Origin of the sequence: Amycolatopsis vancoresmycina (assembly GCF_000716785.1) — a bacterium.
Lineage (GTDB): Bacteria > Actinomycetota > Actinomycetes > Mycobacteriales > Pseudonocardiaceae > Amycolatopsis > Amycolatopsis vancoresmycina.
On record NZ_JNYY01000025.1, the window covers coordinates 50,560 to 74,057 of the forward strand.

Sequence of the window (23,498 nt, forward strand, 5' to 3'; positions counted from 1 at the left end):
CGCCCGGCAACCGGTGCGCCGGACCCTACCGGTCCACTGTGGCCGGACGCAGCCCGGCGGCGGGCGAGGGTGTTTCTTGACGAAATCCCTACGCGCCCCTCACACCGTGGCGCGTCGCAGCAGCAGCCACGCCACGCCGCCGAGCACCAGCGCGACCGCCAGCGGGCCGGCCGTGAACAGCGTCAGCGACGACTGGGCGCCGAGGAAATCGCCGATCGACGGCCACCAGCGCTGGGCCTTCACCAGGGCACCGAAGCCGCCCAGAACCGCGGCGCTGCCGAGGACCGCGAGGTACATCCCGCTCTGCCGCCAGCGCTGGAACACCACGCCGGCCAGCACGCAGACCGCCGACGCGGCGACGATCGGCCCCGCGTAGGCCGGCCACTGCGTCAGCGGGCCGTCCTGGCGCAGCGCGCCCAGCCCGAACAGGCCGGCGTCGCGGCCCCATCCCCCGGTGGCCCGCTCGACGGCGCCGAAGACCACCAGCACCAGCCCCAGGACCACCGCCTGCGCCGTGACGACCAGCGCCGTGGCCGCGGCGAACTGCCGCCGGGTCACGCCGAGCCCGAGCGCGAAGGGGAAGACCTGCGTCATCGACTGCAGGTGCCCGGCGGCGGCCATCCCCCACAGCGCCGGCAGCAGGTAGATCTCGTGCGGGCCGGTCGCCGCCTCGCCGTTGGAGAGGTCGATGCCCAGGCCCAGCAGTGGCATCGCGGCCACGAAGGCCAGCGGGTAGGCCAGCAGCGCCGGCCAGTTGACCAGCTGGATCCGCGCGACGTCGCGCACGCGTGTCATCGGGCTTCCTTCCCGGCGGCGACCGGGCCACCGTGCCGTTGGGTGGTGCGGACGACCAGCTGCTGCAGCGAAACCGGTTCGAAGTCCAGCCCGGGGGCGAGCCGGTCCGGCGCGCCGGTGAGGGTGACGCGCAACGAGCCGCCGAGGCGCTCGCGGTGCAGCTCGTCGTACCCGGCGGCGAAGCGCTCCACGGCTTCGGCGGGCCCGGTGACCGCGACCGCGTCCCCCCGCAGCGACTCGGCGTCGGCGTCGATCAGCACCCGGCCGCGGTCGAGCAGCACGACGTGTTCGATCAGGTCGCTGACCTCGTCGATCAGGTGGGTGGAAAGCACGATCGTGCGCGGGCGCTCGGCGTAGTCGGCGAGCAGGCGGTCGTAGAACAGCCGGCGCGCGACCGCGTCGAGGCCGAGGTACGGCTCGTCGAACAGGGTCAGCGGCGCCCGCGAAGCCAGCCCGATGGTGACCCCGACCGCCGAAAGCTGGCCGCGCGAGAGCTTGCCGAGCAGGTGCCCTGCCGGGACGGCGAAGTCCGCCAGCAGGGTCGCGGCGTAGGAGCGGTCCCAGTTCGGGTAGAGCAGCTCCGCGGCCCGCAGCGCGTGCTTGACCCGGAACTTCTCCGGGTAGTGCTGGCTCTCCTTGACGAAACAGGTCCGCGAAAGCACGCCGGCGTTTTCGTACGGGTGCTCCCCGAAGACCTCGGCCGTGCCGCCGGTTTCGCGGGCCTGCCCGGTCAGGATCTTCATCAGCGTGGTCTTGCCGGCGCCGTTGCGGCCCAGCAGGCCGTGGATCGTGTTCTCCGCGAGCTCCACGCTCACGCGATCGAGCGCGGCGAGCGGGCCGTAGCGCTTGGTCAGCCCGGTGGTGCGCACCACGTTCATCCCTGCGGCTCCCAGACGTCGATCAGCTTCTTGATCTCCTCGGCGTCCATGCCGAGCTTGGCCGCCTCCGCCATCAGCGGGGCGACGAACTGCCGCGTGAAGTCCCGGCGCCGCCGCTCCAGCAGCTGCGCGCGGGCGTCCGTGGCGACGAACATGCCGATGCCTCGTCTCTTGTAGAGGATCCCGTCGGCGACGAGCTGGTTGATGCCCTTCGCCGCGGTCGCCGGGTTGATCCGGTGGAAGGCCGCGAGCTCGTTGGTCGAGGGCACCTGGGTGTCCGCGGCCAGGCTCCCGCCGACGATCGCGTTCTCGATCTGCTCGGCGATCTGCAGGAACAGGGGCCGCCCGTCGTCCTTCACGCCGACCACCGCGCCCAACGGTTCGTCGGTTCATTACTCATGTAACTAACCATGGAGGCTCGGCCGGGACTTGTCAAGCGCGGGGCGCGCGATACGTTGCCCTCCCAGGACCGGGCCGATCGCGGAGGACCGATGAACGACGTGCGTGTCGAGACGGCCGGTACCACCACGGTGATCTGGCTGGACCGCCCGGACCGCCGCAACGCGGTCGACGGGCCGATGGCCGCCGAGCTCCGGGACGCGTTCCTGGCGTTCGAGGCCGACCCCGGCCAGCGCGTGGCCGTGCTCGCCGGGGCGGGCGGCACCTTCTGCGCCGGGGCGGACCTGACCGCGACCGGGGACCCGGACCGCCGCAACGAGCTGACCCGCGACGGCAGCGGGGCCGGCCCGATGGGGCCGACCCGGCTGCCGCTGGGCAAACCGCTGATCGCGGCCGTCAGCGGGTACGCCGTCGCGGGCGGGCTGGAGCTGGCGCTGCTCGCCGACCTGCGCATCGCCGAGCGCGACGCGGTGTTCGGCGTGTTCTGCCGCCGGTGGGGCGTGCCGCTGATCGACGGCGGCACGGTCCGGCTGCCCCGGGTGGTCGGCCTCGGCCGGGCCCTCGACCTGATCCTCACCGGGCGGCCGGTCGGCGCCGCCGAGGCCCTCGAAATGGGCCTGGCCAACCGCGTGGTCGAGCCCGGCCAGGCCGTGCCGGCCGCGCTGGAACTCGCCGCGCAGATCGCCGCGTTCCCCTTCGAGTGCGTCCTCGCCGACCGGGCGTCGACGTACGCGGGGCTCGACCTCCCGCTGGCCGAGGCGTTGCGCGCCGAAGGCGCGGCCGGGGTACCGATCGTCGAGCGCGAGGGCGTCTCCGGCGCGGCCCGGTTCGCCGCCGGCGCCGGACGGCACGGGAAGTTCGAAGACCCCGCCTGACGCCGGGATTCAGCGCCGCGCAGCTCGGGCGCGGTACAGCACGACCGCGACCAGCACCAGCACCGCGCCCTCGGCCAGGACGCTGAGCAACGCCTGCGGCGCGGGCTGGAAGCCCCGCTCGGAGAACCCGAACAGGCCGGTCGTGCGCGACAACGCGAACCCCGCCAGCGCCCCCGCCGCCAGGGCCGCCCCGGCGAGCCGCAGCAGCATCGGGCCGCCGGCCAGCAGCAGGAGCGCCACCGCCATCGACGCGGCCGCCTGCACCAGGAACGCCGGGCCGATCACCGGGATCACCCGGTACCCGCCGGCGTACAGCTGCGCGTGCAGGAACCCGCTGAGCGCGAGGCAGGCCGCCGTCGCGATCCGGAGGACGAGGTTCATGCCAGCTTCACGTCCTTCACCGCCAGGCCCGGCTGCCCCGGCCGGTAGGACACCTCGCGGATGCCCAGCGCGTCGGCGAGCTTGCCGGCGGGCAGCGTCACCGGCGTCGGCGCCGGCCGGCTGCCCGGCTGCGGCAGCGGGTACGCCGTCGTCGTCGCGCTGTGGAAGGTGATGTTCCCTTCGGTCTTGGTGAACAGCTGGTGCACGTGCCCGTTGAGGCAGGTCACCGACGAGAACCGCCGCAGGTACGACAGCGCCTGGGCCGCGTCGTCGGTGCCCCACCCCCAGGCCGGGTACATCGCGAACAGCGGGATGTGGCTGAACACCACGATCGGCGTGTCCGAGCCGAGTTTCGCGACGTCCTTGCGGACGAACTCCAGCTGGTCCGGCCCCAGGTGGCCGAGCTTCTCCAGGCTGAGGGTGTTCACCAGCGCGATGAAGTGGACACCCTTGACGTCGAAGCTGTACCAGCCGTCGCCCGCGGTGCCCGCGCCGAACGCCTGCCGGTACTTCTGCCCGGCGTCGTCGACCGAGTCGTGCTCGCCGGGCACGGTGGAGACGTGGCCGGTGTCCAGCGTGCCCAGCATCTGCTTGACCTGATCGAACTGGGCCGGCGTGGACAGGTGGGTCAGGTCGCCGGTGTGCATGACGAAGTCCGGCCGGTAGCCGAGCCCGTTGATCTGCGTCAGCGCCTGCGAGAACGACTGCTCGACGGCGGTGTTGGCCGGGCCGGTGAACCCGAGGTGGCTGTCGCTGATCTGGACGAACCGCAGCGCGTTCGGGTCGTCGACGGCGGCGGCCTCGCCGGGCGCGGCGATCCGGCTGATCACCTCGCCGCCGGCCACCGTCAGGACCACCGCGGCGCCGAACCACGCGGTGTGGCGCAGCAGCTGGCGCCGGGTCATGCCTTCGGGGTCGTGCGCTCCGGTCACGGCGTCACCGTCACGGTGGCGGTCATGAACGGGTGGATCGTGCACAGGTACTCGAACGTGCCCGGCGTGCTGAAGGTGTACTGGTAGGACTGTCCGGTTTGGAGGGTCGGCGACCGCAGCGGGCCACCGGAACCGGTGCTGGTGACGGTGTGCGGGTCCTGGTCGGAGTTGGTCCAGGTGACCGTGGTGCCCTTCTTCACCGTCGTCGCCGCGGGCGCGAAGGCGAAGTCCTTGATGGCCACGGTGTTCGTGGTGGCGTTCCCGGCCGGCGGCGACGACGGCGGCGCGGCCGCGCTCGGCATGCCGGGCATCGACGGCGGAGCCGCGGGCGGCGGCGACGCGGTACAGGCCGTGAGCGCCAGCGCCGCCGCGCCCGCGAGCAGGAAGTGTTTCACCGCAACGGAATTCCTCATGCCCGGAATACGCGCGGGGGTTACGCCCCTTCGGGCGGCACCAGCACCTCGACCACTCCCCCGGCTTCGCGCACCAGCAGGTGCGGCAGCGGCGGCGGCGTCACCGGCAGCTGGTGCGTCAGTACCACGCCGTCGACGGCGAACGACGTCCGGTGGCACGGGCAGTTCAGCCGCCGGGCCGGCGCGTCCAGGTTCAGCCGGCACCCGAGGTGCGTGCAGGTCGCCGAGACGGCCCGCACCTGTCCCCCGGACCGGTGCACGAACCCGGCCACCGCCCCGAAGTCGAACGGCAGCACCCCGCCCTCGGGCAGGTCGTGCACCGCGACGACGGCCCGCCACTGGCCGTTCTCCGGCTGGAGGACCTCTTCGCCCCGGGGCGCGGCCGCCGGTTCCGCCCCCGGCGTCACCAGGTATTCGACGCCCGCGCCCGCCGCGGCCGCCACCGCGGCGGCCGAGGACACCTGGATGAACCGGCGGCGGTTGCCGCCCCGCTGCACCGCCGGTTCCCCGAGTTCCTGGGCGAGCCGGCGGTGCAGCGAGGCGACGAACTCCTCGCTCGCCGCGGCGCCGCCGGGCCGGGCCGCACGCAGCAGCACTGCGGTCCGCAGCTCGGCCTCGTCTTCCGGGCAGGCCGCGAAGGGGCGCGGCCGTCGCCGCCGCAGGAGGTCCTTGACGAACCGGCGGACGCCTCGAGTGCTCACGTCTCCATCCCTTCCGCCAGCTGGGCCGCCTGGCGCAGCGCCCGGTGCTGGAGCACCTTCGCGTTGCCGACGGTGGTGCCCAGCTGCTCCGCCGCTTCCTTCAGCGAACAAGCCTGCAAGAAGCGCAACCGGAGGATCTTCCCGTACCGCTCCGGCAGCAGCGTCAGGATGGCCTCCGCACGGGCCAGCGTGCCCGGGTCGGGCGTGCCGGCCTCGAAGGCGGCGACGTCGCGCTCCTCGTCCAGGGTGGTGATCTCCCGGCCGAGCGTGCGCCGCCAGTGCCCGGCGAGCACGGTCCGCGCGGTGGCCAGCAGGTACGCCCGGACCTCGCCCACGCTCGCCGACACGCGCAGCGGCCGCAACGCGGTCAGGAAGACCTCGGTGGTGAGGTCTTCGGCGTCCGGCCGGTTGCCCACTTTCGAGAACATCAGCCGGAACACGCGGTCGACGTTGTCGCGGTAGACCGCCTCCCAGTCCGGGTAGACGTCCGCCCCCACCGCGTGCAGCCGCGGGCGCGGCGCCGCGCCCGGATCGTCCTGTTCGGCGCGCCTGCGCCGGAACCGCTGTGCCACCGGCACCGCCCGCCTTCTCCCCGCTGACTCTTCCCGCCACCTGAGGGATACGCGCCCGGGTTACGCCGTAACTCGTGACCGTATCGGTGTGGTGAACCCTCCGACGACCTGGGGAGCGAAATGACCACATCGATGTCTCGCCGGACGCTGCTCGTCACCGGCGGGACGGCCGCCGCCGTGCTCGCCACCGGTGCCCTGCCCGGTCTCGCCGCGGCGGCGCCCGTGCGGCCGGGCGGCGCGGACGTCGTCCTCGCCTGGAACCGCGAGCTGCTGGCCATCGTGCGCACCGCCGGGCTGCAGCCCGCGACCGTGCACCCGACCCGCAGCTTCGCCCTGCTGCACGCGGCGATCCACGACGCCGTCGTGGCGACGGCCGGCGCCGGGCGGCCCGCCCTGTTCCGCGTCGACGTCCCGGGCCGGGCGGCCCCGGAGGCGGCCGCGGCGCAGGCCGCCCACGACGTGCTGGCCACCCTCTACCCCACCCGCGCCGACGCCCTCGCGAGCCTGCTGGCCTCGCAGCTGGCCGGGGTGACGCCCCCGGCCGCGCGGGACGCCGGTGTCCGGGCCGGGCGGCTGGTCGCCCGGGTGCTGCTGGGCCGGCGCGCGAACGACGGTTCGGCCGCGACCCCGCCGGTGCCGGCGCCGGGCACCGCGCCCGGGCAGTACCGGCCGACGCCGCCCGCGTTCGCCCCCGCCGTGTTCACCCACTGGGCCGCCGTGACGCCGTTCGTGCTCGGCCACGCCGGCCGGTTCCGGCCCGGCCCGTACCCCGCGCTCGGCAGCGCGCGGTACGCGAACGCCCTGAACGAGGTGGCCGCGGCGGGGCGTGACACGAGCGCCACCCGGACCGCCGACGAGACCGTGCAGGCGCGGTTCTGGGCCGCGCCGATCTGGAACTACTGGAACGAGATCGCGCAGTCCGTCGTCGGCGGTTCGCACAGCGGCCTGCTCGTCGCGGCCCGGGTGTTCGCCCGCCTCAACCTGAGCTTCGCCGACGCCGTGATCGCCTTCTACGACGCCAAGTACCACTACCGGATCTGGCGGCCGGTCACCGCGATCCGGCTCGCCGGCGACGACGGGAACCCGGCCACCGGGGCGATCCCGGACTGGTCGAGCCTCGCCACCACCCCGGCCGACCCGGCGTACCCCGGCGCGCACAGCGTCATCTCGCAGGCGGGTGCGCTGGTCCTGCGCGAGGAGTTCGGGCCGCGCCGGCCCCTCGAAGTCGGTTCCGAAGTGCTGCCGGGGGTGGTCCGCCGGTTCCCGACGTTCCAGGCCGCCGCCGACGAGGCCGGCCGCAGCCGGATCGTGGCCGGTGTGCACACCCGGCTCGACCACGAAGCCGGCCGCCGGCTCGGCCACGACGTGGCCGCGTTCGTGACGGCCTACGCCGGGCGTGTCCGGTAGGTGCTCAGCACCGCGGCCCCGACCTGCGTGCTCGACACGAGCCGCAGGTCGGCGGCCAGGCCGTCGAAGAGCCGCCGTCCTTCGCCCGCCACGCTGGGGAACACGAGCAGGCGGTATTCGTCGACCAGGCCGTGGCGGGCCAGCGTCCGCGCGATCCCGATCGAGCCGATGACGACGACGTCCCGCTGCTCCTGTGCCACCACCTCGGTGAGGTCGCCCGCCAGCAAGGACGAGTTCTGCCACGCGCCGACGTCGGCGAGGGTCCGCGAAGCCACCAGCTTCGGCGCCGCGTTGAGCCGGTCGGCGAAGTCGCCCGTCCGGCCGGGCCACAGCTTCGCGAACAGCTCCCAGGTGGTCCGGCCGAACAGCAGGGTCCCGGTCTCCAGCAGGGACCCGAGCCGGAACTTGTCCCCGCCGACCGACTCCGGCCCGTGCCGGAACGCCCAGCCGCCGGACGCGGTGCCGCCGGACCCGTCGGGGTCGTCCACGACGCCGTCCAGGGTGATGAACTCGACCACGATCACGCTCATGTCTGCTCCCGGTGTCTGCTGCCCGCGCCCCGGTGGCGCGGCGAGCACCGGTACCTACCGGCGGCGGCCGCCGGATTCATCGACCGCCGCCGGATCGGCTCACGCCGTGACGAGCGAGAGGCCGTAGGTCTGCAGGATCTCGTTCACCGGCTGGAACCACGTCTCCCCGCCGGAGCTGCAGTTGCCCCACCCGCCGGAGGTGACCCCCTGTGCCTGGTCACCGGTGATGAACGAGCCGCCGGAGTCGCCGGGCTCGGCGCAGACGTTCGTCCGGGTCACCTGGTAGACCGCGCCCTGCGAGTAGTTGACCGTCTCGTTGAGCCCTTCGACGACCCCGCAGTGCCAGTGCGTCGTCGAGCCCGAGCGGCACACCGACGTGCCGGCCGGCGCGACCCAGGAGCCGCGGACGAGCGCGTCGCTGACCGTGCCCCAGCCGAGCACGACCGGCGCGGTCCACCAGCCGTTGCCGATGCGGATGAACGAATAGTCGTTGCCGGGGAAGGAAGAGCCGGCGAAGGTGCCCATCGCCGAGCCGTCCCAGCCGACGACCGAGCTGCCCACGCCGCCGCAGTGCCCGGCGCTGACGAACCCGCCCTGCACCGAGAAGCCGATCGAGCAGCGGGTGTTGCCGTTGATGTAGTACGGGTCGCCGCCGACGGTGCCGGCCGAGAACGGCTCGGCGGCCGGTGCGGTCGCCACGGTGACCGGGCCGGCTTGGCGGGCTTTCGCGAGGAAGGCGTCGACGTCGGCACCGTGCGCGCCGGGCCGCAGGGTGACCACGACGCTGCCGGCCCGCGGGTCGGCGCGCCAGCCGCTGACGGCCGCGGGTGCCGGCGCCGCCTTGGCCGAGGTGTCGATCGCGGCCTTCACGGCGTCGAGCTTCGCCGCGCTGATCCGGGCGGTCGCGGGTTCGGCACCGGCCTGGCGGACGGCGCCGGCCGCGGCCGGGTCGGTCACGCCGACGACGAGCTTGCCGAGCGCCGGGTCGAACCACGCACCGCCGAAGGCCGCGCCGGCGGCGCGCTGCGCGGCCGGGAGCACCCTGGTGGCGCTCATTTCCTGGGTCAGCCGGGTCGACGCCTGGGCGGCGGTCAGCCCGAGGTCCCGCTGCATGGCGGCGATCAGCCCGGGTGACGCCTGCGCGGCGGCGGGGCTGAGAGCGGCGGAGGCGAGCGAAGCCGTGAGGACGGCGACGCCGCCGAGGGCGAGGGCGATTCTTCGACGCATGGGGACTCCTCCAGGGCCGGGGGAAAGAAACACACCGTCCGCCGAGTGTGCGGGGCGCGAACCGGCTGGTCCAGGTTTGTCCGGTCTTCTGTCCGGAATTCCGGATCGGCTGTCCATTGTGGAGGATCAAGCGAAACACGTTGGGGCGCAGGGGTTTGCCGCACACACCAGGAGCGCGGGCCGCACTCGGCTCGCCCGCGCCGTGCCGCCGCCCCTTCCCGGCAGCGTTGCCAAAGGTCTGAACCAAGTAGAACACGGGCCCGCGCGCGGCGAGCCGGACGGGAGTCTGCCGGGCACCCGGCGTGCCCGTCCGTCCCTCCCCGCCGCGGTCACGCCGCGGCGGGCGGTTCCGGGAATTGCGGGCACGACACCGCCCGGCCGCCGGAAAACGGGCGGCCGGGCGGTTCCGTGCGGAAATCAGATTTCGTCGACCTGGTAGGCGACCAGCCGGGCGGGCACGAGCAGGTCGCCGGAGCATTCGGCGACCGCGGGACCGAATCCGTACGGCACCGGCAGCCCGGCCACGAACCAGAACGCACTGCCGGACGTGCAGTGCGCGAGCACGCGGTACCCGTAGCCGGTACCGGGAAAACAGCTGACCGAGACACCCTGTCCGAAGAGGATCCCGTAGCGTTCGCCGAAGCAGCCGGGTGGCGCGAAATCGCGGCCGGACGCGGCCGCCGGTCCGGCCGAAAGACCGAACAGGGAAAGCACGGCGATCGAAAAAACGATCCATTTCCTTCGCATGACCCACTCCTCAGCGCGGAGACCCGACACCACGAGCGTAGAAGTGCGCGGGAATTACCGGCAATTCATCGGGCCAGTGAATCCGCGCGCAGCGGATAGTCACGACACTGCTCCATCCGGGCTAGCCCAGGCCCCCGGCCGGATGGCGCATTCCTCACCGGCGCACGCAAACCCGGTTCCGCCCGGTGTGCTTCGCCTCGTAGACGGCCTTGTCCGCGGCCCCGAGCACCTCGTCCACCCCGCTGCCCGCCGCCGGGTGCACCGCCACGCCGATCGACACCGACAGCCCGTCGATCCGCCGTCCGCCCGCCGTCTCGACGGCCAGGCTCGCCACCGCGTCGCGGATCCGTTCGGCGACCGCGGCCGAGTGGCCCTGCCCGATGCCCGGCAGCAGCACCACGAACTCCTCGCCGCCGAACCGGCCGACCGCGTCGTAGATCCGCACCTCGCCGCGGACGGCGCGGGCGACCGCGCGCAGCACGTCGTCGCCCGCCAGGTGGCCGTGGGTGTCGTTGACGCGCTTGAAGTGGTCCAGGTCGAGCATCAGGATCCCGCACGCGCCGCCGGTGCGCCGCGCCCGCTCCAGCTCGGCCTCCGCCCGCGCCCGCCACTCCGCGATGGTGAGCAGCCCCGTCGTGTGGTCGCGGTTGCGCAGCGCCAGCTGCCGCCCGAGCTCGCCGCGGCGCAGCAGTACCAGCGGCAGCACCAGCAGCGGCACCAGCCCCGGCCGCGCGGTGAGCAGGACCGCGGCGACCGCCCCGAAGCACAGCGTGGCCGCGTCGAGCACGTTCTCCGGCACCGACCCGGCGAGCGACAGCCACGGCCGGGACGGGTCGTGCAGCTTGAACCCGATCATCACCAGCACCGTGTTGACCAGGAAGAACGTCAGCCCGGCGGCCACCACCCCGGTCACCTCGGGCGCACCCGCACCGCCGTCGAAGAGGCTCGCGACGGCCCAGGCGGCGAAGGCGCTCACCACGCACGTCGCCACCGAGCAAGTCACGCGGTACGGCCGCACTCCGGGCACATCCGCCGTCCGCAGCCACGCGTGGGCGTAGATCAGCACGGTCAGCACGGCGACGAGGCCGGGCGGCATCACCAGCGCGGCGCCGAAGATCCAGACCGAGCTCAGGCTGACGTGCGGGTTCCGGGCCAGGAACCGCTGCATCCGCTCGGCCTTGGCCGACAGCTCCGCCTGCGCGAGCGCCGAGCCCAGCAGGATGGCGAAGAACAGCCATTCCCGTGCCGTGGGCGCGGTCGACGGCACGGCGAACGGCAGCACGACGGCGGCGGCCTCGACCGCCAGGTAGTAGGGCAGGACCCCGGGCGGCGCGGTGCGCAGCCGGGTGCCGGCGGACGGGTGTACGGCCGTGAACTCCCCCTGCGGATCCACTTTCCCTCCCGTGTCCGTGGATCGGCCGGGCTCCCCCGCCCGGCACCACCCACGATAGGCGCACCGGACGGCCCGCGGAAGCCCGGGGCGGCGGGACCGCGGTGTCCGAAGTGGACGGTCAGCGGGCGAACGCGGTGAGGAACCGGTCGCGGAAGGAGTCCATCTTCCAGACCGGCGCCTGCGCGGCCGGGTGCAGGCCGTCGGTCCAGCCCCAGCCGGAAATCCGGTCCAGCACCTTCGGGTCCTTGGCCACGATGGTGATCGGCACGTCGTGCACCGCACCTTGCGGGGTGACCACCGGCGGCTGGTGGTCACCGAGGAACACGAGTACGAGATCGTCACCGCCGTAGTGCTGCACGAACGAAATCAGCGTTTTCAGGGAGTAGTCCGTGGCGTCCCGGTAGGCGTCCCGGATTTTCGCGGGGTCCTTCCAGACCGATTCGGGCGCCTCCCCCGCCGCGGGCATCGGCCCGAACACCGAGCCGTCCCCGACCTGGTTCCAGTCGACCAGCCAGGGCCGCGGTGACCACGGCGCGTGGCTGGAGACGAGGTCGACCTCGGCCATCACCGGCCGCTGCGGCGACGCCTTCGCCAGTTCGGTGCGCTGCAGCACCGAAAGGGTGAACTGGTCGGGCATGGTGGCGTAGGCGAACCCCGGGCCCTGGTAGCCGACGTGGTGGGCGTCGTAGTAGCCGTCCGGGTGGTAGAACCGCTGTCCTTCCGGCCAGTCCTTGGTGTGCGCCGGCACGTCCCAGACGGTCCGCCAGCCCGCCCGCTGGAACGCCCCGCCGAGCGTCAGCCGGTCACTGCCGAGCAGGTCGTTGTAGCGCTGCTGGTTGTCGATCCACATCCCCGACTGCACGGTCGAGTGCGCCAGCCAGCTGCCGCCGCCGAAGGTCGACGACGAGAGGAAAGCGCTGCGTGCGCCGATGCCCGCCGCCCGCAGTTCGGCGGTGCCCGCGTCGAGCGTGGCGCCGATCTTCGGCGCGAAACCCGGGTCGTCGAGCGCGATCCGGCCGTAGCTCTCGACGAAGGTGAGCACGACGTTCTTGCCGCGCAACCCGGTCAGCAGCTGCGGGCCCGGGGTGGCCCGGAACGCGTCTTCCGCGGCCACCTCGCCGAACGGCCGCTGATCCCGCAGGTCGGCACCGACCTGACGGAGGTCGCCGTAGGCCAGCGCCGCGGCGCTCTGCGCGGCGACGGGCTGGCCCGGCGCGACCTCCACGCCGAACACCGAGCAGACGATCCAGATCACCCCGAGCACGGCCAGGACCCGGGTCGCCCCGGTCCGCCGCCCGGCGGCGACCCGGCTCAGCCGCAGCATCGCGAGCACCATGAGCACGACGACGGCCACCGCGAGCAGCCCGGCGCCGACGAGCACGGCGACGGCCGCCGCGTCCCCGATCTGCCCGGCGAGGAACTCGACGCCGGCGTGGAAGAAGCTCCAGTCGTAGATCGGGTCGAACGGCTTCTCGAGGGTGGCGTAGAAGCCGGTGTCGAGGGCCTTCAGCACGACGAGCAGCCCGAGCACCAGCCCGACGGCCACGGCGAGCACCCGCCGCGGCCGCGGCGGCAGCACCAGCACGAACGCGGCGACGAGCAGCCCCTCGACGGGCACCCGCACCAGGGCCTCGGCCGAGAAGGCGGTCAGGTCGTCCGGTGCGAGCAGCGCGAACAGCACCAGCAGGGCGGCGAGCCCGGTGAGGATCCGGCCGGCGACGACGTGCCGCCGCGCGAGCCGGGGCAGGCCGAAGTCGGGCAGGGGCGCGGCCGGGGTGATCGAGCCGGTTCGTCGGAGCATGCGGGCCTCACGTCGTGGTTCGCGGCGGCGACCGCGCGGCCCGTGCGGCGGGGCCGGCGATCCTCACCCGGTATACGGGCCGGGACGGCCGCCGGTTCACGCGGGCGGGGTTTCGCGGGGACGATCCGCCACCGGGCTTCCCGCCGAAAAGCACCGCCGTTACCCGCACACCCCCGGCGCAAACCCCCGCCCCGCGCCTTTCACCCGCGAAAACGCCCAGAACCCCCGGGACAGGTGAGGGAGCGTTGCGGGTCCCGGCCGCCGGTGTTCTCCTCGGGGGGTCCGAAGATCGATTCCGAACGGAGGCGAACCGATGAATCTGTTCGACAAGGCGAAGGAAGCCCTCGGGAAGCACCCCGACCAGGCCGACCAGGGCGTCGACAAGGCGGCCGACGCCGCCAAGCAGCGCTTCGGCGACCACGCCGACAAGATCGACCAGGGCTCGGAGAAGGCGAAGGAGTTCCTGCACAAGCAGGGCGGCGGGCAGCAGGACGCACCGCCGCAGTGACCCGCCGCCGGTGATCGCCCAGCCGTCCGGGGGAACCACGCTTCACCCCTCCCGCGGCTGGGTACCACCGGCTCCGTGGTCGCCACCTACCTCGTCCCCGTCCGGACCGCCCTGCTGCTCTTCCCGTTCGTCGCGCTGGCCGTGATGCTGCCGGCCGCCTTCGTCAGCTACCGCCGCCGCGGGCGGGCCGGCGGCTGGCCGACGTTCGTCTTCTACGCGTTCCTCTTCTACCTGCTGGCGATCGCGATGCAGACGGTCCTGCCGCTGCCGGCCGACTCCTCGTACTGCACCGGGCACACCTACGCGAGCTCGCCGCAACTGCGGCCGTTCTACTTCGTCGACGTGGTGTCCCAGCGGGCCCGCGGGCACTGGAGCCCCGGCGCGCTGCTGCACAACCCGGCGGTCTGGACCACCGCGCTCAACGTCGTGATGCTGGCCCCGCTCGGCTTCTACGTGCGGTACGCGCAGCGGATGCGGCTGCTGCCCGCGACCTTGGTCGGCTTCGGCGTGTCCCTGTTCTTCGAGCTGACGCAGCTGACCGGGCTGTGGTTCGTCTACCCGTGCCCGTACCGGCTGTTCAGCGTCGACGACCTGATCCTCAACACCGCCGGCGTCGTCGCGGGCTGGCTGCTGGCCGGGCCCCTCGGCCGGCTGCTGCCGTCGCCGGAACCGGAGCACGACCGGCGCCGGTACGCCGCGAAGGTCACCTTCACCCGGCGGCTGTTCGCGCTGGCCACCGACCTGCTCGGGTTCGCCGCGCTGCTCGGGTTCCTGTTCGGCCTGCTGACGCTGTTCGGGGAGGACCTGCGCCACCGCGACACGCCGGTGGTCATCCTCGCCGTCGTCTGGTTCGTGGTGCTGCCCGCCGTGACCGGGTCGACGCCCGGCAAGCGGGCCATGCTGCTGCGGGTGACGCGCCGGGGCGGCCGCCGGGCCGGGCCGATCGCGCTGCTGGTCCGCAACGGCGTCCTGCTCTCGCCGCTGTGGCTCACCTGGCTGCTGCTGGACCTGGACCACTGGGACCTCGGGAACCACCCCGAGCGGCTGCTGCTGCCGGTCGCGCTGGCCGCGTCGGTGTTCGTGGTCGGGGTCTGGACGCCGCTGGCCGTGCTGCTCGACGACGAGCACCGGGCGCCCTACGAACGGCTGACCCGCACCGTCAACACCGCCGTCGTGCCCCCGGCCGCCGCGGTGCCCGTCCCGGCCGCTGAACCCGCCCGCCCGGAGAAAGTCCTTTAAGGACGGTGACGGGACACCGTGCTGCCCGTGGCCGGCGGCGCTGGTAGATTGCGTCCGGAACGGGTTGAGCCGCCAGCCCGCGTCCCGATCCCCATTCTGGAGCTTGTCCATGACCACCGACGCAGCGCGGTCCCGGCAGCGGTTCTCGGGCCACGGCTGGTCGCTCGACGTGCACGACGCCGGTGACCTGCGCGTTTACACCCTGCGCGGTGAGTTCGACTTCGCCGTTTCGGCCGAGCTCGCGACCCTGGTCACGCCGGACGACGGCGGCACGCGGGTCGTCGCCGACCTCACCGAAGTGGAGTACTGCGACTCCAGCTGCCTGCAGGTGCTGCTCCGGCTGGCCCGGCGGCTGCACGCGACCGGCGGCCGGTTCGCCGTCGTGACGACCTCGCCCGCCGTGTCCCGGCCCATCACCCTGCTCGGTCTCGGCGACGTCATGCCCGTGCACCCGGCGCTCGAAGCGGTCGAAGCCGCCTGGGGTGCGGCATGACGACCTCGGACGCCCGTGTCAGCGGCCCCGGTTCCGGGCATGAAGAAGGGGAGGGCCTCCCCGGGGGGTCAGGCACGGCGAAGGAGGCGGACGTGAAACTCCGATCTGTCCGGCACGAACTCGGCATCTCCCCCGAGCTCGCCGAACTGGCGCGGGTCCGCCACTGGGTCCGCACGGTCCTGCGCGGCTTCCCGGCGAACTTCGTCGGCACCGCGGTCATGGTGGTCGACGAGCTGACGTCGAACGCCCTGCGCCACGGCCGCGCGCCCTACCACGTCCGGCTGCTGCCCGGCGCCGCCAAGCTGCGCATCGAGGTCGACGACAGCGGCGGCGAGCCCGCCCGCCGCCGGACGCCGTCCGACCACGGCGGGCGCGGGCTGCTGCTGGTCGAACGCTGCGCCGCCGCCTGGGGGCAGCTGCGCCGGCCCAGCGGCAAGACGCTGTGGGCCGAGCTGGCCACCGACCCGGACCCGGCCGGGGCCCGTGGCTGACGCGGCGCGCACCGCGCCCGCCGCGGCCGACCGCACCGCCGGCTGGGCCGCCGCGCCCGTCGCCGCACTGGTGGCCGACGGCGCCGGGGTGCTCCGGTCCCTCAACGAGGCCGCCCGCGTGCTCTTCCCCGCCGCCGCGCCCGGCCGCCCGGTGGCGGGCACGGTCGCGGACTGGCTGGTCAGCGCCCACGAAGCCGGTTCGGCCGCGGTCGTCCGCGGCGAGGTCGGCGAGCGGTGCTTCGCGGCGCACCCGATCCCGCACGGCGACGCCGTGACGTGGTGGCTCCTCGACGAGACCGACGTCCGCTCGGCCCGCGACGAGCTGGCCCGCGAGCAGGAGCGGACCGCGTTCCTCAGCGACGCCTCCGCGGCCCTGCTGGGCTCGCTCAACCTCGACCGCTGCATGGAGGTCGCCGCCCGGCTGGCCGCGCAGCACCTCGCCGACGCCGCCCTCGTCCTGGCTCCGACGAACGGGGGGAGCTTCCCGGCCGTCACCTGCGTGCGCGGCGGCGAGCCGGTCCGGTCGAGCATGGCGATCGACCCGGACGAGCTACCCGGCCTCGGCGAAGCGCTGCAGGGCTTCCCGCCGGTGCCCTCGCGCTGGCTCGACCCGGACGCCGCGCCCCGCTGGGTGCTGCCGCCGGGCTTCGGGCCGGTCGGCTCGATCGTCGTGACGCCCCTGCCCGGGCACGGCGTCCCCGCCGGCGCGCTGGTGCTGCTGCGCTGCGGCGACCGGGCGTCGTTCACCGACTCCGAAGAGCTCTTCGCCCGGCTGTTCGCGGCGCGGGCGGGCGCGGCGATGTCGGCGGCGCGGGTGTTCGCGCTGCAGGCGTCGATCACCGACACGCTCATGCGCGAGCTGCTCCCGCCCACCCTCGAGCAGCTCGGCGGCGTCGAGTTCGCCGGCCGGTACCGCCCGGCCCGCGACGGCGAGCGGATCGGCGGCGACTTCTACGACGTCCACTCGGCGATCACCGCCGACGGCGACGAGTCGCTCGCCGTGCTCGGCGACGTCTGCGGCAAGGGCCTCGACGCGGCCGTGCTGACCGGGAAGATCCGCACCACGCTGCGGGCGCTGCTGCCGATGGCCGGCGACCACCACCGGCTGCTCGACCTACTGAACCGCACGCTCGGCGACAACGGCGACGCCCGGTACGTCACCCTGGTGCTGGCCTCCGCGCGGCGCGAAGGCGCGGACGTCCACCTCCGGGTGACCTGCGCCGGGCACCCGCCGCCGCTGATCGTGCGAGCCGACGGCCGGGTCGAGGAGGCCGAGAGCCAGGGCAGCCTGATCGGCGTGCTGCCCGAGATCGAGTCGGTGAGCGCGGACGTCACCCTGCACCCCGGTGAGACGTGCCTGCTCTACACCGACGGGATCATCGAGGCGAAGGGCGGCCCGCTCGGGGACGCCATGTTCGGCGAGGACCGGCTCAAGCAGGCCGTCGCCGAGTGCGCGAACATGCCGGCCGACGCCGTCGTCGAGCGCGTGCAGATGCTCGCCTCGCAGTGGATCGGGCGCGGCACCCACGACGACATGGCCGTGCTGGCGATCACCGCGCCGCGCGGGCAGCACCTGGCCGCGGTGGGCGGCCACGGGCGCGGGAGGTACACCGCATGAGCACCGCGACCCGCAGCACCGGGGTGGCCGGGCACGCGGAACGGCTCTGGGACGCGGTCACGACCGGCGACGAGTACACCGCGGGCGACGTCGTGGTCCAGGCCCTCGGCGACGGGACCGACCCGGAGAGCGTGCTGCTCGACGTGATCGGCGCGGTGCAGCGGAGGGTCGGCCTGGAGTGGGCCGCGAACCGGCTCACCGTCGCGCAGGAGCACGCGGCGACCGCGATCAACGACCGCGTCATCGCCACCTTCGGCTACGTGCTGCGCCGTCCCGAGCCGCACCTGGGCCGGATCACCGTCGCGTGCGTCGACGGCGAATGGCACGCGATGCCGGCCCGGCTGCTCGCCGAGGTGCTGCGCCTGCGCGGGTTCCGGGTCGACTACCTCGGCGCGCAGGTGCCGGCCCCGCACCTGGTGGCCCACCTGCACCGGACCGGCCCGGACGCGGTGGCGCTGTCCGGCTCGATCGCGACCCGGCTGCCGACGGCGCACGCGACGATCACGGCGTGCCAGGCGGCGGCGACCCCGGTCATCGCGGGCGGCGCCGCCTTCGGGCCCGACGGCCGCTACGCCCGGCTGCTGGGCGCCGAGGCGTGGGCCCCGGACGCGCGGGCGGCCGCCGACCGGCTGGCCCGGCCGCTCCCCCGCCCGCACACGGCCCACCAGCCGCTCGACGACCTGCCGCACCTGGCCGACCAGGAGTACACGCTGGTCACGCGCAGCTCGGGCCGGCTGGTGAAGGCGGTGCTGGCCGGCCTGGAGGAGCGGATCCCGGCGATGCGGTCCTACACCGACCTGCAGCGCCAGTACACCGCCGAGGACCTCGCGCACATCGTCGAGTTCCTGGCCACCGCCCTCTACGTCGGCGACCCCGAGCTGTTCACCGGGTTCCTGACCTGGACGGCCGGGATCCTCACCGCACGCGGTGTCCCGGCCACCTCCCTCGTGCCCGCCCTCGACCTGCTCGAGACGGAGCTGCGCGACTTCCCGCGCGCCACCGCCCTGCTCCGCACGGCGAAGACGGACTTGGCGGGACAGGCCGCCGGATCGGAGCTGCCGGCATGACCCCCGCCCTGACGTGCACGTGGCACACGACGGACGACACGACCGCCCGCGTGGAGATCACGGGCGACCTCGAGTTCGCCACGGCCGGCCTGCTGCCGCGGCTGGTGACCGACCGGCTGGCCGCCCACGCGACCGTCCGCGAGGTCCACCTGGACTGCGCCGCGATCGGCTTCTGCGACTCGTCAGGGCTGTCGGAGCTGCTGCAGGTGTACCGCGTGGTCACGGCGGCGGGCGCCCGCCTGCACCTGGACAACCGCAGCCCGGCCCTCGACCGCCTGCTCATCCTGACCGGCACGGCGCGGTACCTGACCGGCGAGCCCGCGGACGCCCGCGCCCGCCGCGACTCCTAACGCTGCAGCTCCGCCAGCTCCCACGGGTCGTGGGCGCTGAAGACCGTCACCTCGTCCCCGTGCCGCCGGACGAGCTCGCGCAGCCGCGCCTGCGTGCCCAGGCGCAGGTCGTGGTGGATTTCCGAGCGGGTCTGGACGACGTCGAGGACCGGGTGCGGTTGCGGGTCCGGCGCGAGTTCGCGGTGGTAGTAGTAGGCGTCGCCGCAGTGCAGCAGCCAGCGGGTGCCGTCGTGGACCGCGATCCCGGCGTGGCCCGCCGTGTGGCCGCCGAGGGGCACGAGCCGGATGTCCGCGGCCAGGCCGGCCAGCGGCGCCGAGGCGAACCCGAACCAGTCGTCGCCGGCCGGGGCGGGGTAGGTCTCCCACTTCGGGCCGTGCGCCCAGTGCGCGGGCCGATAGCGGAAGCTCGGGGCCTCGGCAAGGGCCGCGTCGAGCTCCGCGGCGAGGACGTGGACGGCGGCGTCCGGGAAGTCGGGCAGCCCACCGCAGTGGTCAACGTCGAGGTGGGTGACGACGACGTGCCGCACGTCGGCCGGGTCGAAGCCGAGCCGGGCGACCTGCCGGACGGCGGTCTCGGCTTCGGCGAGCCGCGGCTGCGCCATGGCAACCCAGTCGCCGCCCAGGGTGGCCGCCGGGTCACGGACGTCGTCGAGGCCGAGCCCGGTCTCGACGAGCACGAGCCCGTCGCGCTCGGTCTCGGCGAGCAGGCAGTGGTTGACGGCGGGTGCGATGGGCAGGCCGGGGGCATCGATCGTCCGCACGGACCCGCAGTTGAGGTGGTGGATTCGCATGCGGCCATCGTCGGACTTGAACTACGCTTCAAGTCAAGGAGGCGATCATGACCCTGCTCGACATCGCCGAAGTCGCGGAGAAGTCCGGCCTGGCGCCGTCGGCCCTGCGGTTCTACGAGAAGCGCGGTTTGCTGGAGCCGGCGGGCCGGAACGGCCTCCGCCGCCTGTACCACCCGGACGTCCTGCGCCGCCTCGACCTGGTGGCGTGCGCGCGAGGAGCGGGGTTCACGATCGCGGAGATAGCCCGGTTCCTGGTGGCGACACCGAGCGACGCGGCTTTGCGCGAGCGGATGGCGGAGAAGGCGGCCGAACTGGAGGAGACGATCGACCGGTTGAACCGGATGCGCGAGAGCCTGCGCCACGCGGCGACGTGCGATCACGTGCCGCTGGTCGAATGCCCGGACTTCAAGCAGGCCATCACGGCCACCGAAGCCGGCCACGGGCGGTAACCACACTTGTTCTCTACCTAGGGGCTAGGTAGAGTTGGAGCATGCCCCGAGCCCCGCGGATGACGCTGCCCACCCAGCTGGTGCTGCGGGCTCTGCTGCACGAGCCGGCCGAAGAGATGTACGGCCTCGAGATCAGCGCGGCCGCCGGGCTCGCCAGCGGGACCATCCACCCGATCCTGGCTCGCCTGGAGACCGTCGGCTGGCTGACCAGCCGCTGGGAGGACGCCGATCCGAAGGAGCAGGGCCGGCCGCGGCGGCGGTACTACCGGCTCAGCCCGGAAGGCCTGCAGGCGGCCAGGTCCGCGCTGGCCGTCGCCCAGGCGAAGGTGGACCTCGTGATCCGCGTCCGCCCCCACCTGGCGGGCGGTGCTTCGTGATCACCACGTGCCGGGCCGTGATCGCGCGGCGGATGACCTATCGCCAGGCGAAGAAAGCCGACGACAAGCTTCGCGCCCTCGCCGGCCGGCTCGGCTACTCGGAGAACCTGAAGCTCTCCATCAACAACTACGCCGACGGATTCGATCGGGTCCGCCATTGGTGCGGCGGCGACTACGGGAAGACCAAGCACTACCGGCTCGCCATCGACGCCGTCGAAGACATCGACACCCGGCTCGAAGCATTCGACGACGACCTGTCACGGCTGGAACACTTCAGTCCCGACGAAGCCGACAGCCTGCGCACGAAACTACGACGAGCCCAGCGCGCCATCCGGCGGCTCGACGAACTGCTGATCTGGGCCGACGAGGTGACACAGCCGATCGTGTTCGCCGGCGCACAAAGGGCGGCAGGTATTCGCCAGCGCGACCGTGCCCGCGTTCGCATCGAACTCGCCCGGCCCCGGCGCGACGTCCTCCCGATCGAGGCGAAGTCGCCTTCGGTCCGCGCGGCACGGCGGTTGCTCGATCTGGCCGTCCTCCTCCTGCCACCCGCCCGGCGGTCCCGGTACAGCGAAGAGTTCTCGGCCGAGTTCCGGCAACTCTCCGCCGGCCGGGTCGGCTTCGCCCTCCGGCTCGTTCTGCATTCGTTGGCCCTTCGCCGGGTCCTGGCGGAGCAGGCGCCCGAACCCGAGGGCGAGTAGGCATGCGGAGAACGCCACCACCCGAGACGCCCTACACGGCGCTGGCGAAGCACATCGTCGCCAGCAACGCCCGTACCGTGCGCGCCGCGAGTCTGCTCTTCGCCGGATCCGCGTGCCTGGCCGCCCTCGCCCTCGTCTACTTCGCCACCGGAGGCGTCCCGTTCGCGGCCACCTGCTGCTCGGTCGCCGGACTCGCCGCGATCGGGCGGCGCCGACGCCGTCGCTAGCCGTCGAGCGGCTCGCGGGCCAGCTTCGACGGCCACCAGATCCGCCGCCCGACGTCCACCGTCAACGCCGGGACCAGCAACGACCGCACCAAGAGCGTGTCCAGCAGCACCCCGAACGCCACGATGAACGCGATCTGCGCCAGGAACAGGATCGGGATCACCGCCAGCGCCGAGAACGTCGCCGCGAGCACCACGCCCGCCGACGTGATCACCCCGCCCGTCAGCGACAGCCCGCGCAGCGTTCCCTCCCGCGTTCCCCGCGTCAGGGCCTCTTCGCGGACCCGGGTCATCAGGAAGATGTTGTAGTCGATGCCCAGCGCCACCAGGAAGACGAACCCGAACAGCGGCACCACCGGGTCCGCGCCCGGGAAGTCCAGGAGGTGGTTGAACACCAGCGCCGACACGCCCATCGTCGCCGCGAACGACAGGACCACCGTGGCGATGAGCAGCAGGGGGGCCAGCAGCGAGCGCAGCAGCAGGGCCAGCACCAGGAAGATCACCAGCAGCACGATCGGGATGATCAGCGCGCGGTCGTGCTTCGACGTCTGCTGCGTGTCCAGCTGGATCGCGGTCGGGCCGCCCACCTTCGCGTTCGCGCCGGGGACCGCGTGCACCGCGTCGCGCAGCCTGCCGACCGTGGTGACCGCCGCCTCCGAGTCCGCCGGGTCGGTCAGCACCGACAGGATCTGCACCCGGCCGCCGACCACCTTCGGACGGCCGTCGTTGCCCGGCAACGGGAACGACTGCGCCACACCGTCTATTGTGGACGCCTGCAGCACGGCGGGCAGCGCGGCCGCGTCGGCGATCGTGATCGCGGGCGCACCGAGGCCGCCCGGGAAGTGCCTGCCGAGGATCTCCTGTCCCGTCCCCGATTCGACCTGCGTGAGGAACACGTCGGACTGCGCGGTGCCGGATGCCTTCAGCTGCGGCAGGAACGCCACGCCGACGCCGAGGACCAGCGCCGTCACCACCCACACCGCCCGCGGGCGGCGGCCGACCAGGCGCGCCACGCGGCCCCAGATCCCCGCCGTCTCCGGGTGCGGCGAACCCAGCGCCGGCCGGAACGGCCAGAACGCGCCGCGCCCGCACAACGCCAGCGCGGCCGGCAGGAACGTCGTGGACGCCAGCAGCGCCGCGCCGATGCCGATCGCCGCCACCGGGCCGAGGCCCTTGTTCGAGTTGAGGTCGCTGAACAGCAGGCACAGCACGCCGAGCACGACGGTGCCCGCCGACGCCGCGATCGGTTCGAGCGTCGCGCGCCAGGCGAGCTTCAGCGCGTCGAACCGGCTCGGCGTGTCGCGCAGCTGCTCGCGGAAGCGGGCCACCAGCAGGAGCGCGTAGTCGGTCGCCGCGCCGAAGACGAGGATCGAAAGGATGCCCTGGCTCTGGCCGTTGAGCGCGAGGACGTCGTGCTCGGCCAGCAGGTAGACCACGAGGCTGGCCAGCCCCAGCGCGAACACCGCCGACAGCAGCACCAGGAACGGCAGCAGCGGGCTGCGGTAGACCACGACGAGGATCAGCGCGACGACGCCGCCGGCGACGAGCAGCAGGATGCCGTCGATGCCGCCGAACGCCTTCACCAGGTCGGCGATCTGCCCGGCGGGCCCGGTGACGAGCACGGTCAGCCCGGCCGGGGCGCCGCCGAGCCGGGCCCGGACCTCCTTGACGACGTCGGCCGGGTTGCCGTCGGCGAAGACCGGCACGGCCAGCTGCACGGCCTGGTCGTCCCGCGGCGCCTGCTGCGGCCGGCCGAGCGGGCCGGCGACGCCGGGGACACTGCCCAGCTCCTGCGCCTTCGCGTCGAGGAACCGCCGGTCTTCGGCGGTCAGGCCGCTGGTGCGCTCGGCCACGACCGTCGCGGGCAGCACCTGACGCGGGGCGAAGACCTTCTGCTCGTCGGAGACCTCGGTGGCTTCGGCCGAGCGCGGCAGGAAGGCCGCGTTGTCGTTCTTCGCGACTTCGCTCAGCTTCCCGGCGAACGGGCCGCCGAACCCGCCCAGCGCGAGCCAGGCCACCACCAGGAGCGCGGGGATCAGCCACCGGAGGCGGCGCGGGGTCTCGTTCATGGTCGCTAAGGTCCTTTCGAGCGCGAACACGACCAATTGTTCAGCAAGCTGAACATTTTGCACGACGACC

28 protein-coding genes are annotated in these 23,498 nt (G+C 73.6%); 13 read left to right on the plus strand and 15 right to left on the minus strand.

Annotated features, from left to right (window positions below; translation table 11 throughout):
* Window positions 1-99: 99 nt before the first annotated feature.
* The 3 genes from OO60_RS38510 to OO60_RS38520 are packed head-to-tail and all read right to left on the minus strand — an operon-like array spanning window position 100 to window position 2,041.
* The gene (locus tag OO60_RS38510) at window positions 100-795 is read right to left on the minus strand and encodes a hypothetical protein (RefSeq protein WP_003062641.1); all 696 of its coding nucleotides are present in this window, start codon (window positions 793-795) and stop codon (window positions 100-102) included.
* Window positions 792-1,673, minus strand: coding sequence for an ATP-binding cassette domain-containing protein (locus OO60_RS38515; RefSeq protein WP_003062644.1), 882 nt, complete (start codon window positions 1,671-1,673; stop codon window positions 792-794). The genes OO60_RS38510 and OO60_RS38515 overlap by 4 nt, the downstream gene beginning before the upstream one ends.
* On the minus strand, window positions 1,670-2,041 hold the full coding sequence (locus OO60_RS38520; protein WP_205624105.1) for a GntR family transcriptional regulator: 372 nt from the start codon (window positions 2,039-2,041) through the stop codon (window positions 1,670-1,672). Before OO60_RS38520 ends, OO60_RS38515 begins: the two co-directional genes overlap by 4 nt.
* A 123-nt stretch (window positions 2,042-2,164) precedes the next feature.
* Here OO60_RS38520 and OO60_RS38525 point away from each other — a divergent pair, with 123 nt between their 5' ends.
* On the plus strand, window positions 2,165-2,947 hold the full coding sequence (locus tag OO60_RS38525; protein ID WP_003062651.1) for a crotonase/enoyl-CoA hydratase family protein: 783 nt from the start codon (window positions 2,165-2,167) through the stop codon (window positions 2,945-2,947).
* Between the two features lie 9 nt (window positions 2,948-2,956).
* On the opposite strand, the gene OO60_RS38530 is transcribed toward OO60_RS38525, so the two are convergent.
* Genes OO60_RS38530 through OO60_RS38550 form a run of 5 tightly spaced genes read right to left on the minus strand, consistent with a single transcriptional unit; the run spans window position 2,957 to window position 5,952 of the window.
* The gene (locus OO60_RS38530; RefSeq protein WP_033263217.1) at window positions 2,957-3,328 is read right to left on the minus strand and encodes a hypothetical protein; all 372 of its coding nucleotides are present in this window, start codon (window positions 3,326-3,328) and stop codon (window positions 2,957-2,959) included.
* The gene (locus tag OO60_RS38535) at window positions 3,325-4,260 is read right to left on the minus strand and encodes a metallophosphoesterase family protein (RefSeq protein ID WP_033263218.1); all 936 of its coding nucleotides are present in this window, start codon (window positions 4,258-4,260) and stop codon (window positions 3,325-3,327) included. The genes OO60_RS38530 and OO60_RS38535 overlap by 4 nt, the downstream gene beginning before the upstream one ends.
* On the minus strand, window positions 4,257-4,655 hold the full coding sequence (locus OO60_RS38540; protein WP_244885644.1) for a plastocyanin/azurin family copper-binding protein: 399 nt from the start codon (window positions 4,653-4,655) through the stop codon (window positions 4,257-4,259). Before OO60_RS38540 ends, OO60_RS38535 begins: the two co-directional genes overlap by 4 nt.
* Before the next feature lie 38 nt (window positions 4,656-4,693).
* Window positions 4,694-5,374 (minus strand): QcrA and Rieske domain-containing protein, encoded by a 681-nt coding sequence (locus OO60_RS38545; RefSeq protein ID WP_033263219.1) that lies wholly within the window; start codon window positions 5,372-5,374, stop codon window positions 4,694-4,696.
* Window positions 5,371-5,952, minus strand: a complete 582-nt coding sequence (locus tag OO60_RS38550) for an RNA polymerase sigma factor (protein WP_003088311.1) — start codon at window positions 5,950-5,952, stop codon at window positions 5,371-5,373. Before OO60_RS38550 ends, OO60_RS38545 begins: the two co-directional genes overlap by 4 nt.
* Before the next feature lie 114 nt (window positions 5,953-6,066).
* Between OO60_RS38550 and OO60_RS38555 the strand changes: the two genes are divergently transcribed.
* Window positions 6,067-7,353, plus strand: coding sequence for a vanadium-dependent haloperoxidase (locus tag OO60_RS38555; protein ID WP_033263220.1), 1,287 nt, complete (start codon window positions 6,067-6,069; stop codon window positions 7,351-7,353).
* Here OO60_RS38555 and OO60_RS38560 read toward each other — a convergent pair.
* From OO60_RS38560 to OO60_RS38580, 5 genes are all read right to left on the minus strand, one after another.
* Complete coding sequence (locus tag OO60_RS38560) at window positions 7,332-7,883, minus strand: dihydrofolate reductase family protein (RefSeq protein WP_033263221.1); 552 nt, start codon at window positions 7,881-7,883, stop codon at window positions 7,332-7,334. The genes OO60_RS38555 and OO60_RS38560 overlap by 22 nt on opposite strands.
* A gap of 99 nt (window positions 7,884-7,982) precedes the next feature.
* A complete protein-coding gene (locus OO60_RS38565; protein WP_033263222.1) occupies window positions 7,983-9,110 on the minus strand; it encodes a S1 family peptidase in 1,128 nt (375 codons plus the stop codon).
* Between the two features lie 417 nt (window positions 9,111-9,527).
* Window positions 9,528-9,857, minus strand: a complete 330-nt coding sequence (locus tag OO60_RS38570) for a hypothetical protein (protein ID WP_004561202.1) — start codon at window positions 9,855-9,857, stop codon at window positions 9,528-9,530.
* A gap of 154 nt (window positions 9,858-10,011) precedes the next feature.
* Entirely contained in the window at window positions 10,012-11,250 is a 1,239-nt protein-coding gene (locus OO60_RS38575; protein WP_051767937.1) for a GGDEF domain-containing protein, read from the minus strand.
* A gap of 118 nt (window positions 11,251-11,368) precedes the next feature.
* Window positions 11,369-13,051 carry an alkaline phosphatase family protein gene (locus OO60_RS38580; protein ID WP_004561201.1) on the minus strand — a complete coding sequence of 561 codons (1,683 nt, stop codon included), beginning with the start codon at window positions 13,049-13,051 and terminating at the stop codon, window positions 11,369-11,371.
* Window positions 13,052-13,364: 313 nt separating this feature from the next.
* On the opposite strand from OO60_RS38580, the gene OO60_RS38585 reads away from it, so the two are divergent.
* The 7 genes from OO60_RS38585 (at window position 13,365) to OO60_RS38615 (ending at window position 18,817) form a co-directional block, all read left to right on the plus strand.
* Window positions 13,365-13,559 (plus strand): antitoxin, encoded by a 195-nt coding sequence (locus OO60_RS38585; protein ID WP_004561200.1) that lies wholly within the window; start codon window positions 13,365-13,367, stop codon window positions 13,557-13,559.
* A 75-nt stretch (window positions 13,560-13,634) separates the two neighbouring features.
* Window positions 13,635-14,798, plus strand: coding sequence for a VanZ family protein (locus OO60_RS38590; protein ID WP_004561199.1), 1,164 nt, complete (start codon window positions 13,635-13,637; stop codon window positions 14,796-14,798).
* Window positions 14,799-14,907: 109 nt separating this feature from the next.
* On the plus strand, window positions 14,908-15,291 hold the full coding sequence (locus OO60_RS38595; protein WP_004561198.1) for an STAS domain-containing protein: 384 nt from the start codon (window positions 14,908-14,910) through the stop codon (window positions 15,289-15,291).
* A gap of 92 nt (window positions 15,292-15,383) precedes the next feature.
* Window positions 15,384-15,782, plus strand: a complete 399-nt coding sequence (locus OO60_RS38600) for an ATP-binding protein (protein WP_033263224.1) — start codon at window positions 15,384-15,386, stop codon at window positions 15,780-15,782.
* On the plus strand, window positions 15,775-17,400 hold the full coding sequence (locus OO60_RS38605; RefSeq protein ID WP_033263225.1) for a PP2C family protein-serine/threonine phosphatase: 1,626 nt from the start codon (window positions 15,775-15,777) through the stop codon (window positions 17,398-17,400). Before OO60_RS38600 ends, OO60_RS38605 begins: the two co-directional genes overlap by 8 nt.
* Window positions 17,397-18,467 (plus strand): cobalamin B12-binding domain-containing protein, encoded by a 1,071-nt coding sequence (locus OO60_RS38610; RefSeq protein ID WP_033263226.1) that lies wholly within the window; start codon window positions 17,397-17,399, stop codon window positions 18,465-18,467. The genes OO60_RS38605 and OO60_RS38610 overlap by 4 nt, the downstream gene beginning before the upstream one ends.
* Window positions 18,464-18,817 (plus strand): STAS domain-containing protein, encoded by a 354-nt coding sequence (locus tag OO60_RS38615; protein ID WP_003103791.1) that lies wholly within the window; start codon window positions 18,464-18,466, stop codon window positions 18,815-18,817. The genes OO60_RS38610 and OO60_RS38615 overlap by 4 nt, the downstream gene beginning before the upstream one ends.
* Here OO60_RS38615 and OO60_RS38620 read toward each other — a convergent pair.
* A complete protein-coding gene (locus OO60_RS38620) occupies window positions 18,814-19,608 on the minus strand; it encodes an MBL fold metallo-hydrolase (protein ID WP_003103790.1) in 795 nt (264 codons plus the stop codon). The genes OO60_RS38615 and OO60_RS38620 overlap by 4 nt on opposite strands.
* A gap of 47 nt (window positions 19,609-19,655) precedes the next feature.
* On the opposite strand from OO60_RS38620, the gene OO60_RS38625 reads away from it, so the two are divergent.
* Genes OO60_RS38625 through OO60_RS38640 form a run of 4 tightly spaced genes read left to right on the plus strand, consistent with a single transcriptional unit; the run spans window position 19,656 to window position 21,362 of the window.
* The gene (locus OO60_RS38625; protein WP_003103788.1) at window positions 19,656-20,057 is read left to right on the plus strand and encodes a MerR family transcriptional regulator; all 402 of its coding nucleotides are present in this window, start codon (window positions 19,656-19,658) and stop codon (window positions 20,055-20,057) included.
* A gap of 41 nt (window positions 20,058-20,098) precedes the next feature.
* Window positions 20,099-20,434, plus strand: a complete 336-nt coding sequence (locus OO60_RS38630; protein ID WP_240490793.1) for a PadR family transcriptional regulator — start codon at window positions 20,099-20,101, stop codon at window positions 20,432-20,434.
* On the plus strand, window positions 20,431-21,135 hold the full coding sequence (locus tag OO60_RS38635) for a hypothetical protein (RefSeq protein WP_003103784.1): 705 nt from the start codon (window positions 20,431-20,433) through the stop codon (window positions 21,133-21,135). Before OO60_RS38630 ends, OO60_RS38635 begins: the two co-directional genes overlap by 4 nt.
* 2 nt (window positions 21,136-21,137) lie before the next feature.
* Entirely contained in the window at window positions 21,138-21,362 is a 225-nt protein-coding gene (locus tag OO60_RS38640; RefSeq protein ID WP_033263227.1) for a hypothetical protein, read from the plus strand.
* Here the strand turns inward: OO60_RS38640 and OO60_RS38645 are convergent.
* Window positions 21,359-23,428, minus strand: coding sequence for an MMPL family transporter (locus OO60_RS38645; RefSeq protein ID WP_033263228.1), 2,070 nt, complete (start codon window positions 23,426-23,428; stop codon window positions 21,359-21,361). The two genes, OO60_RS38640 and OO60_RS38645, sit on opposite strands and share 4 nt — an antisense overlap.
* Between the last annotated feature and the right edge of the window lie 70 nt (window positions 23,429-23,498).

Bases quoted from the DNA above. Each gene is read 5' to 3' on its own strand.
- OO60_RS38515 (WP_003062644.1), bottom strand. From the start codon at position 1,673: ATGAACGTGGTGCGCACCACCGGGCTGACCAAGCGCTACGGCCCGCTC.
- OO60_RS38595 (WP_004561198.1), top strand. From the start codon at position 14,908: ATGACCACCGACGCAGCGCGGTCCCGGCAGCGGTTCTCGGGCCACGGC.
- OO60_RS38510 (WP_003062641.1), bottom strand. From the start codon at position 795: ATGACACGCGTGCGCGACGTCGCGCGGATCCAGCTGGTCAACTGGCCG.
- OO60_RS38620 (WP_003103790.1), bottom strand. From the start codon at position 19,608: ATGCGAATCCACCACCTCAACTGCGGGTCCGTGCGGACGATCGATGCC.
- OO60_RS38555 (WP_033263220.1), top strand. From the start codon at position 6,067: ATGACCACATCGATGTCTCGCCGGACGCTGCTCGTCACCGGCGGGACG.
- OO60_RS38530 (WP_033263217.1), bottom strand. From the start codon at position 3,328: ATGAACCTCGTCCTCCGGATCGCGACGGCGGCCTGCCTCGCGCTCAGC.
- OO60_RS38565 (WP_033263222.1), bottom strand. From the start codon at position 9,110: ATGCGTCGAAGAATCGCCCTCGCCCTCGGCGGCGTCGCCGTCCTCACG.
- OO60_RS38625 (WP_003103788.1), top strand. From the start codon at position 19,656: ATGACCCTGCTCGACATCGCCGAAGTCGCGGAGAAGTCCGGCCTGGCG.
- OO60_RS38645 (WP_033263228.1), bottom strand. From the start codon at position 23,428: ATGAACGAGACCCCGCGCCGCCTCCGGTGGCTGATCCCCGCGCTCCTG.
- OO60_RS38570 (WP_004561202.1), bottom strand. From the start codon at position 9,857: ATGCGAAGGAAATGGATCGTTTTTTCGATCGCCGTGCTTTCCCTGTTC.
- OO60_RS38560 (WP_033263221.1), bottom strand. From the start codon at position 7,883: ATGAGCGTGATCGTGGTCGAGTTCATCACCCTGGACGGCGTCGTGGAC.
- OO60_RS38525 (WP_003062651.1), top strand. From the start codon at position 2,165: ATGAACGACGTGCGTGTCGAGACGGCCGGTACCACCACGGTGATCTGG.
- OO60_RS38615 (WP_003103791.1), top strand. From the start codon at position 18,464: ATGACCCCCGCCCTGACGTGCACGTGGCACACGACGGACGACACGACC.
- OO60_RS38640 (WP_033263227.1), top strand. From the start codon at position 21,138: ATGCGGAGAACGCCACCACCCGAGACGCCCTACACGGCGCTGGCGAAG.
- OO60_RS38580 (WP_004561201.1), bottom strand. From the start codon at position 13,051: ATGCTCCGACGAACCGGCTCGATCACCCCGGCCGCGCCCCTGCCCGAC.
- OO60_RS38630 (WP_240490793.1), top strand. From the start codon at position 20,099: ATGCCCCGAGCCCCGCGGATGACGCTGCCCACCCAGCTGGTGCTGCGG.
- OO60_RS38585 (WP_004561200.1), top strand. From the start codon at position 13,365: ATGAATCTGTTCGACAAGGCGAAGGAAGCCCTCGGGAAGCACCCCGAC.
- OO60_RS38610 (WP_033263226.1), top strand. From the start codon at position 17,397: ATGAGCACCGCGACCCGCAGCACCGGGGTGGCCGGGCACGCGGAACGG.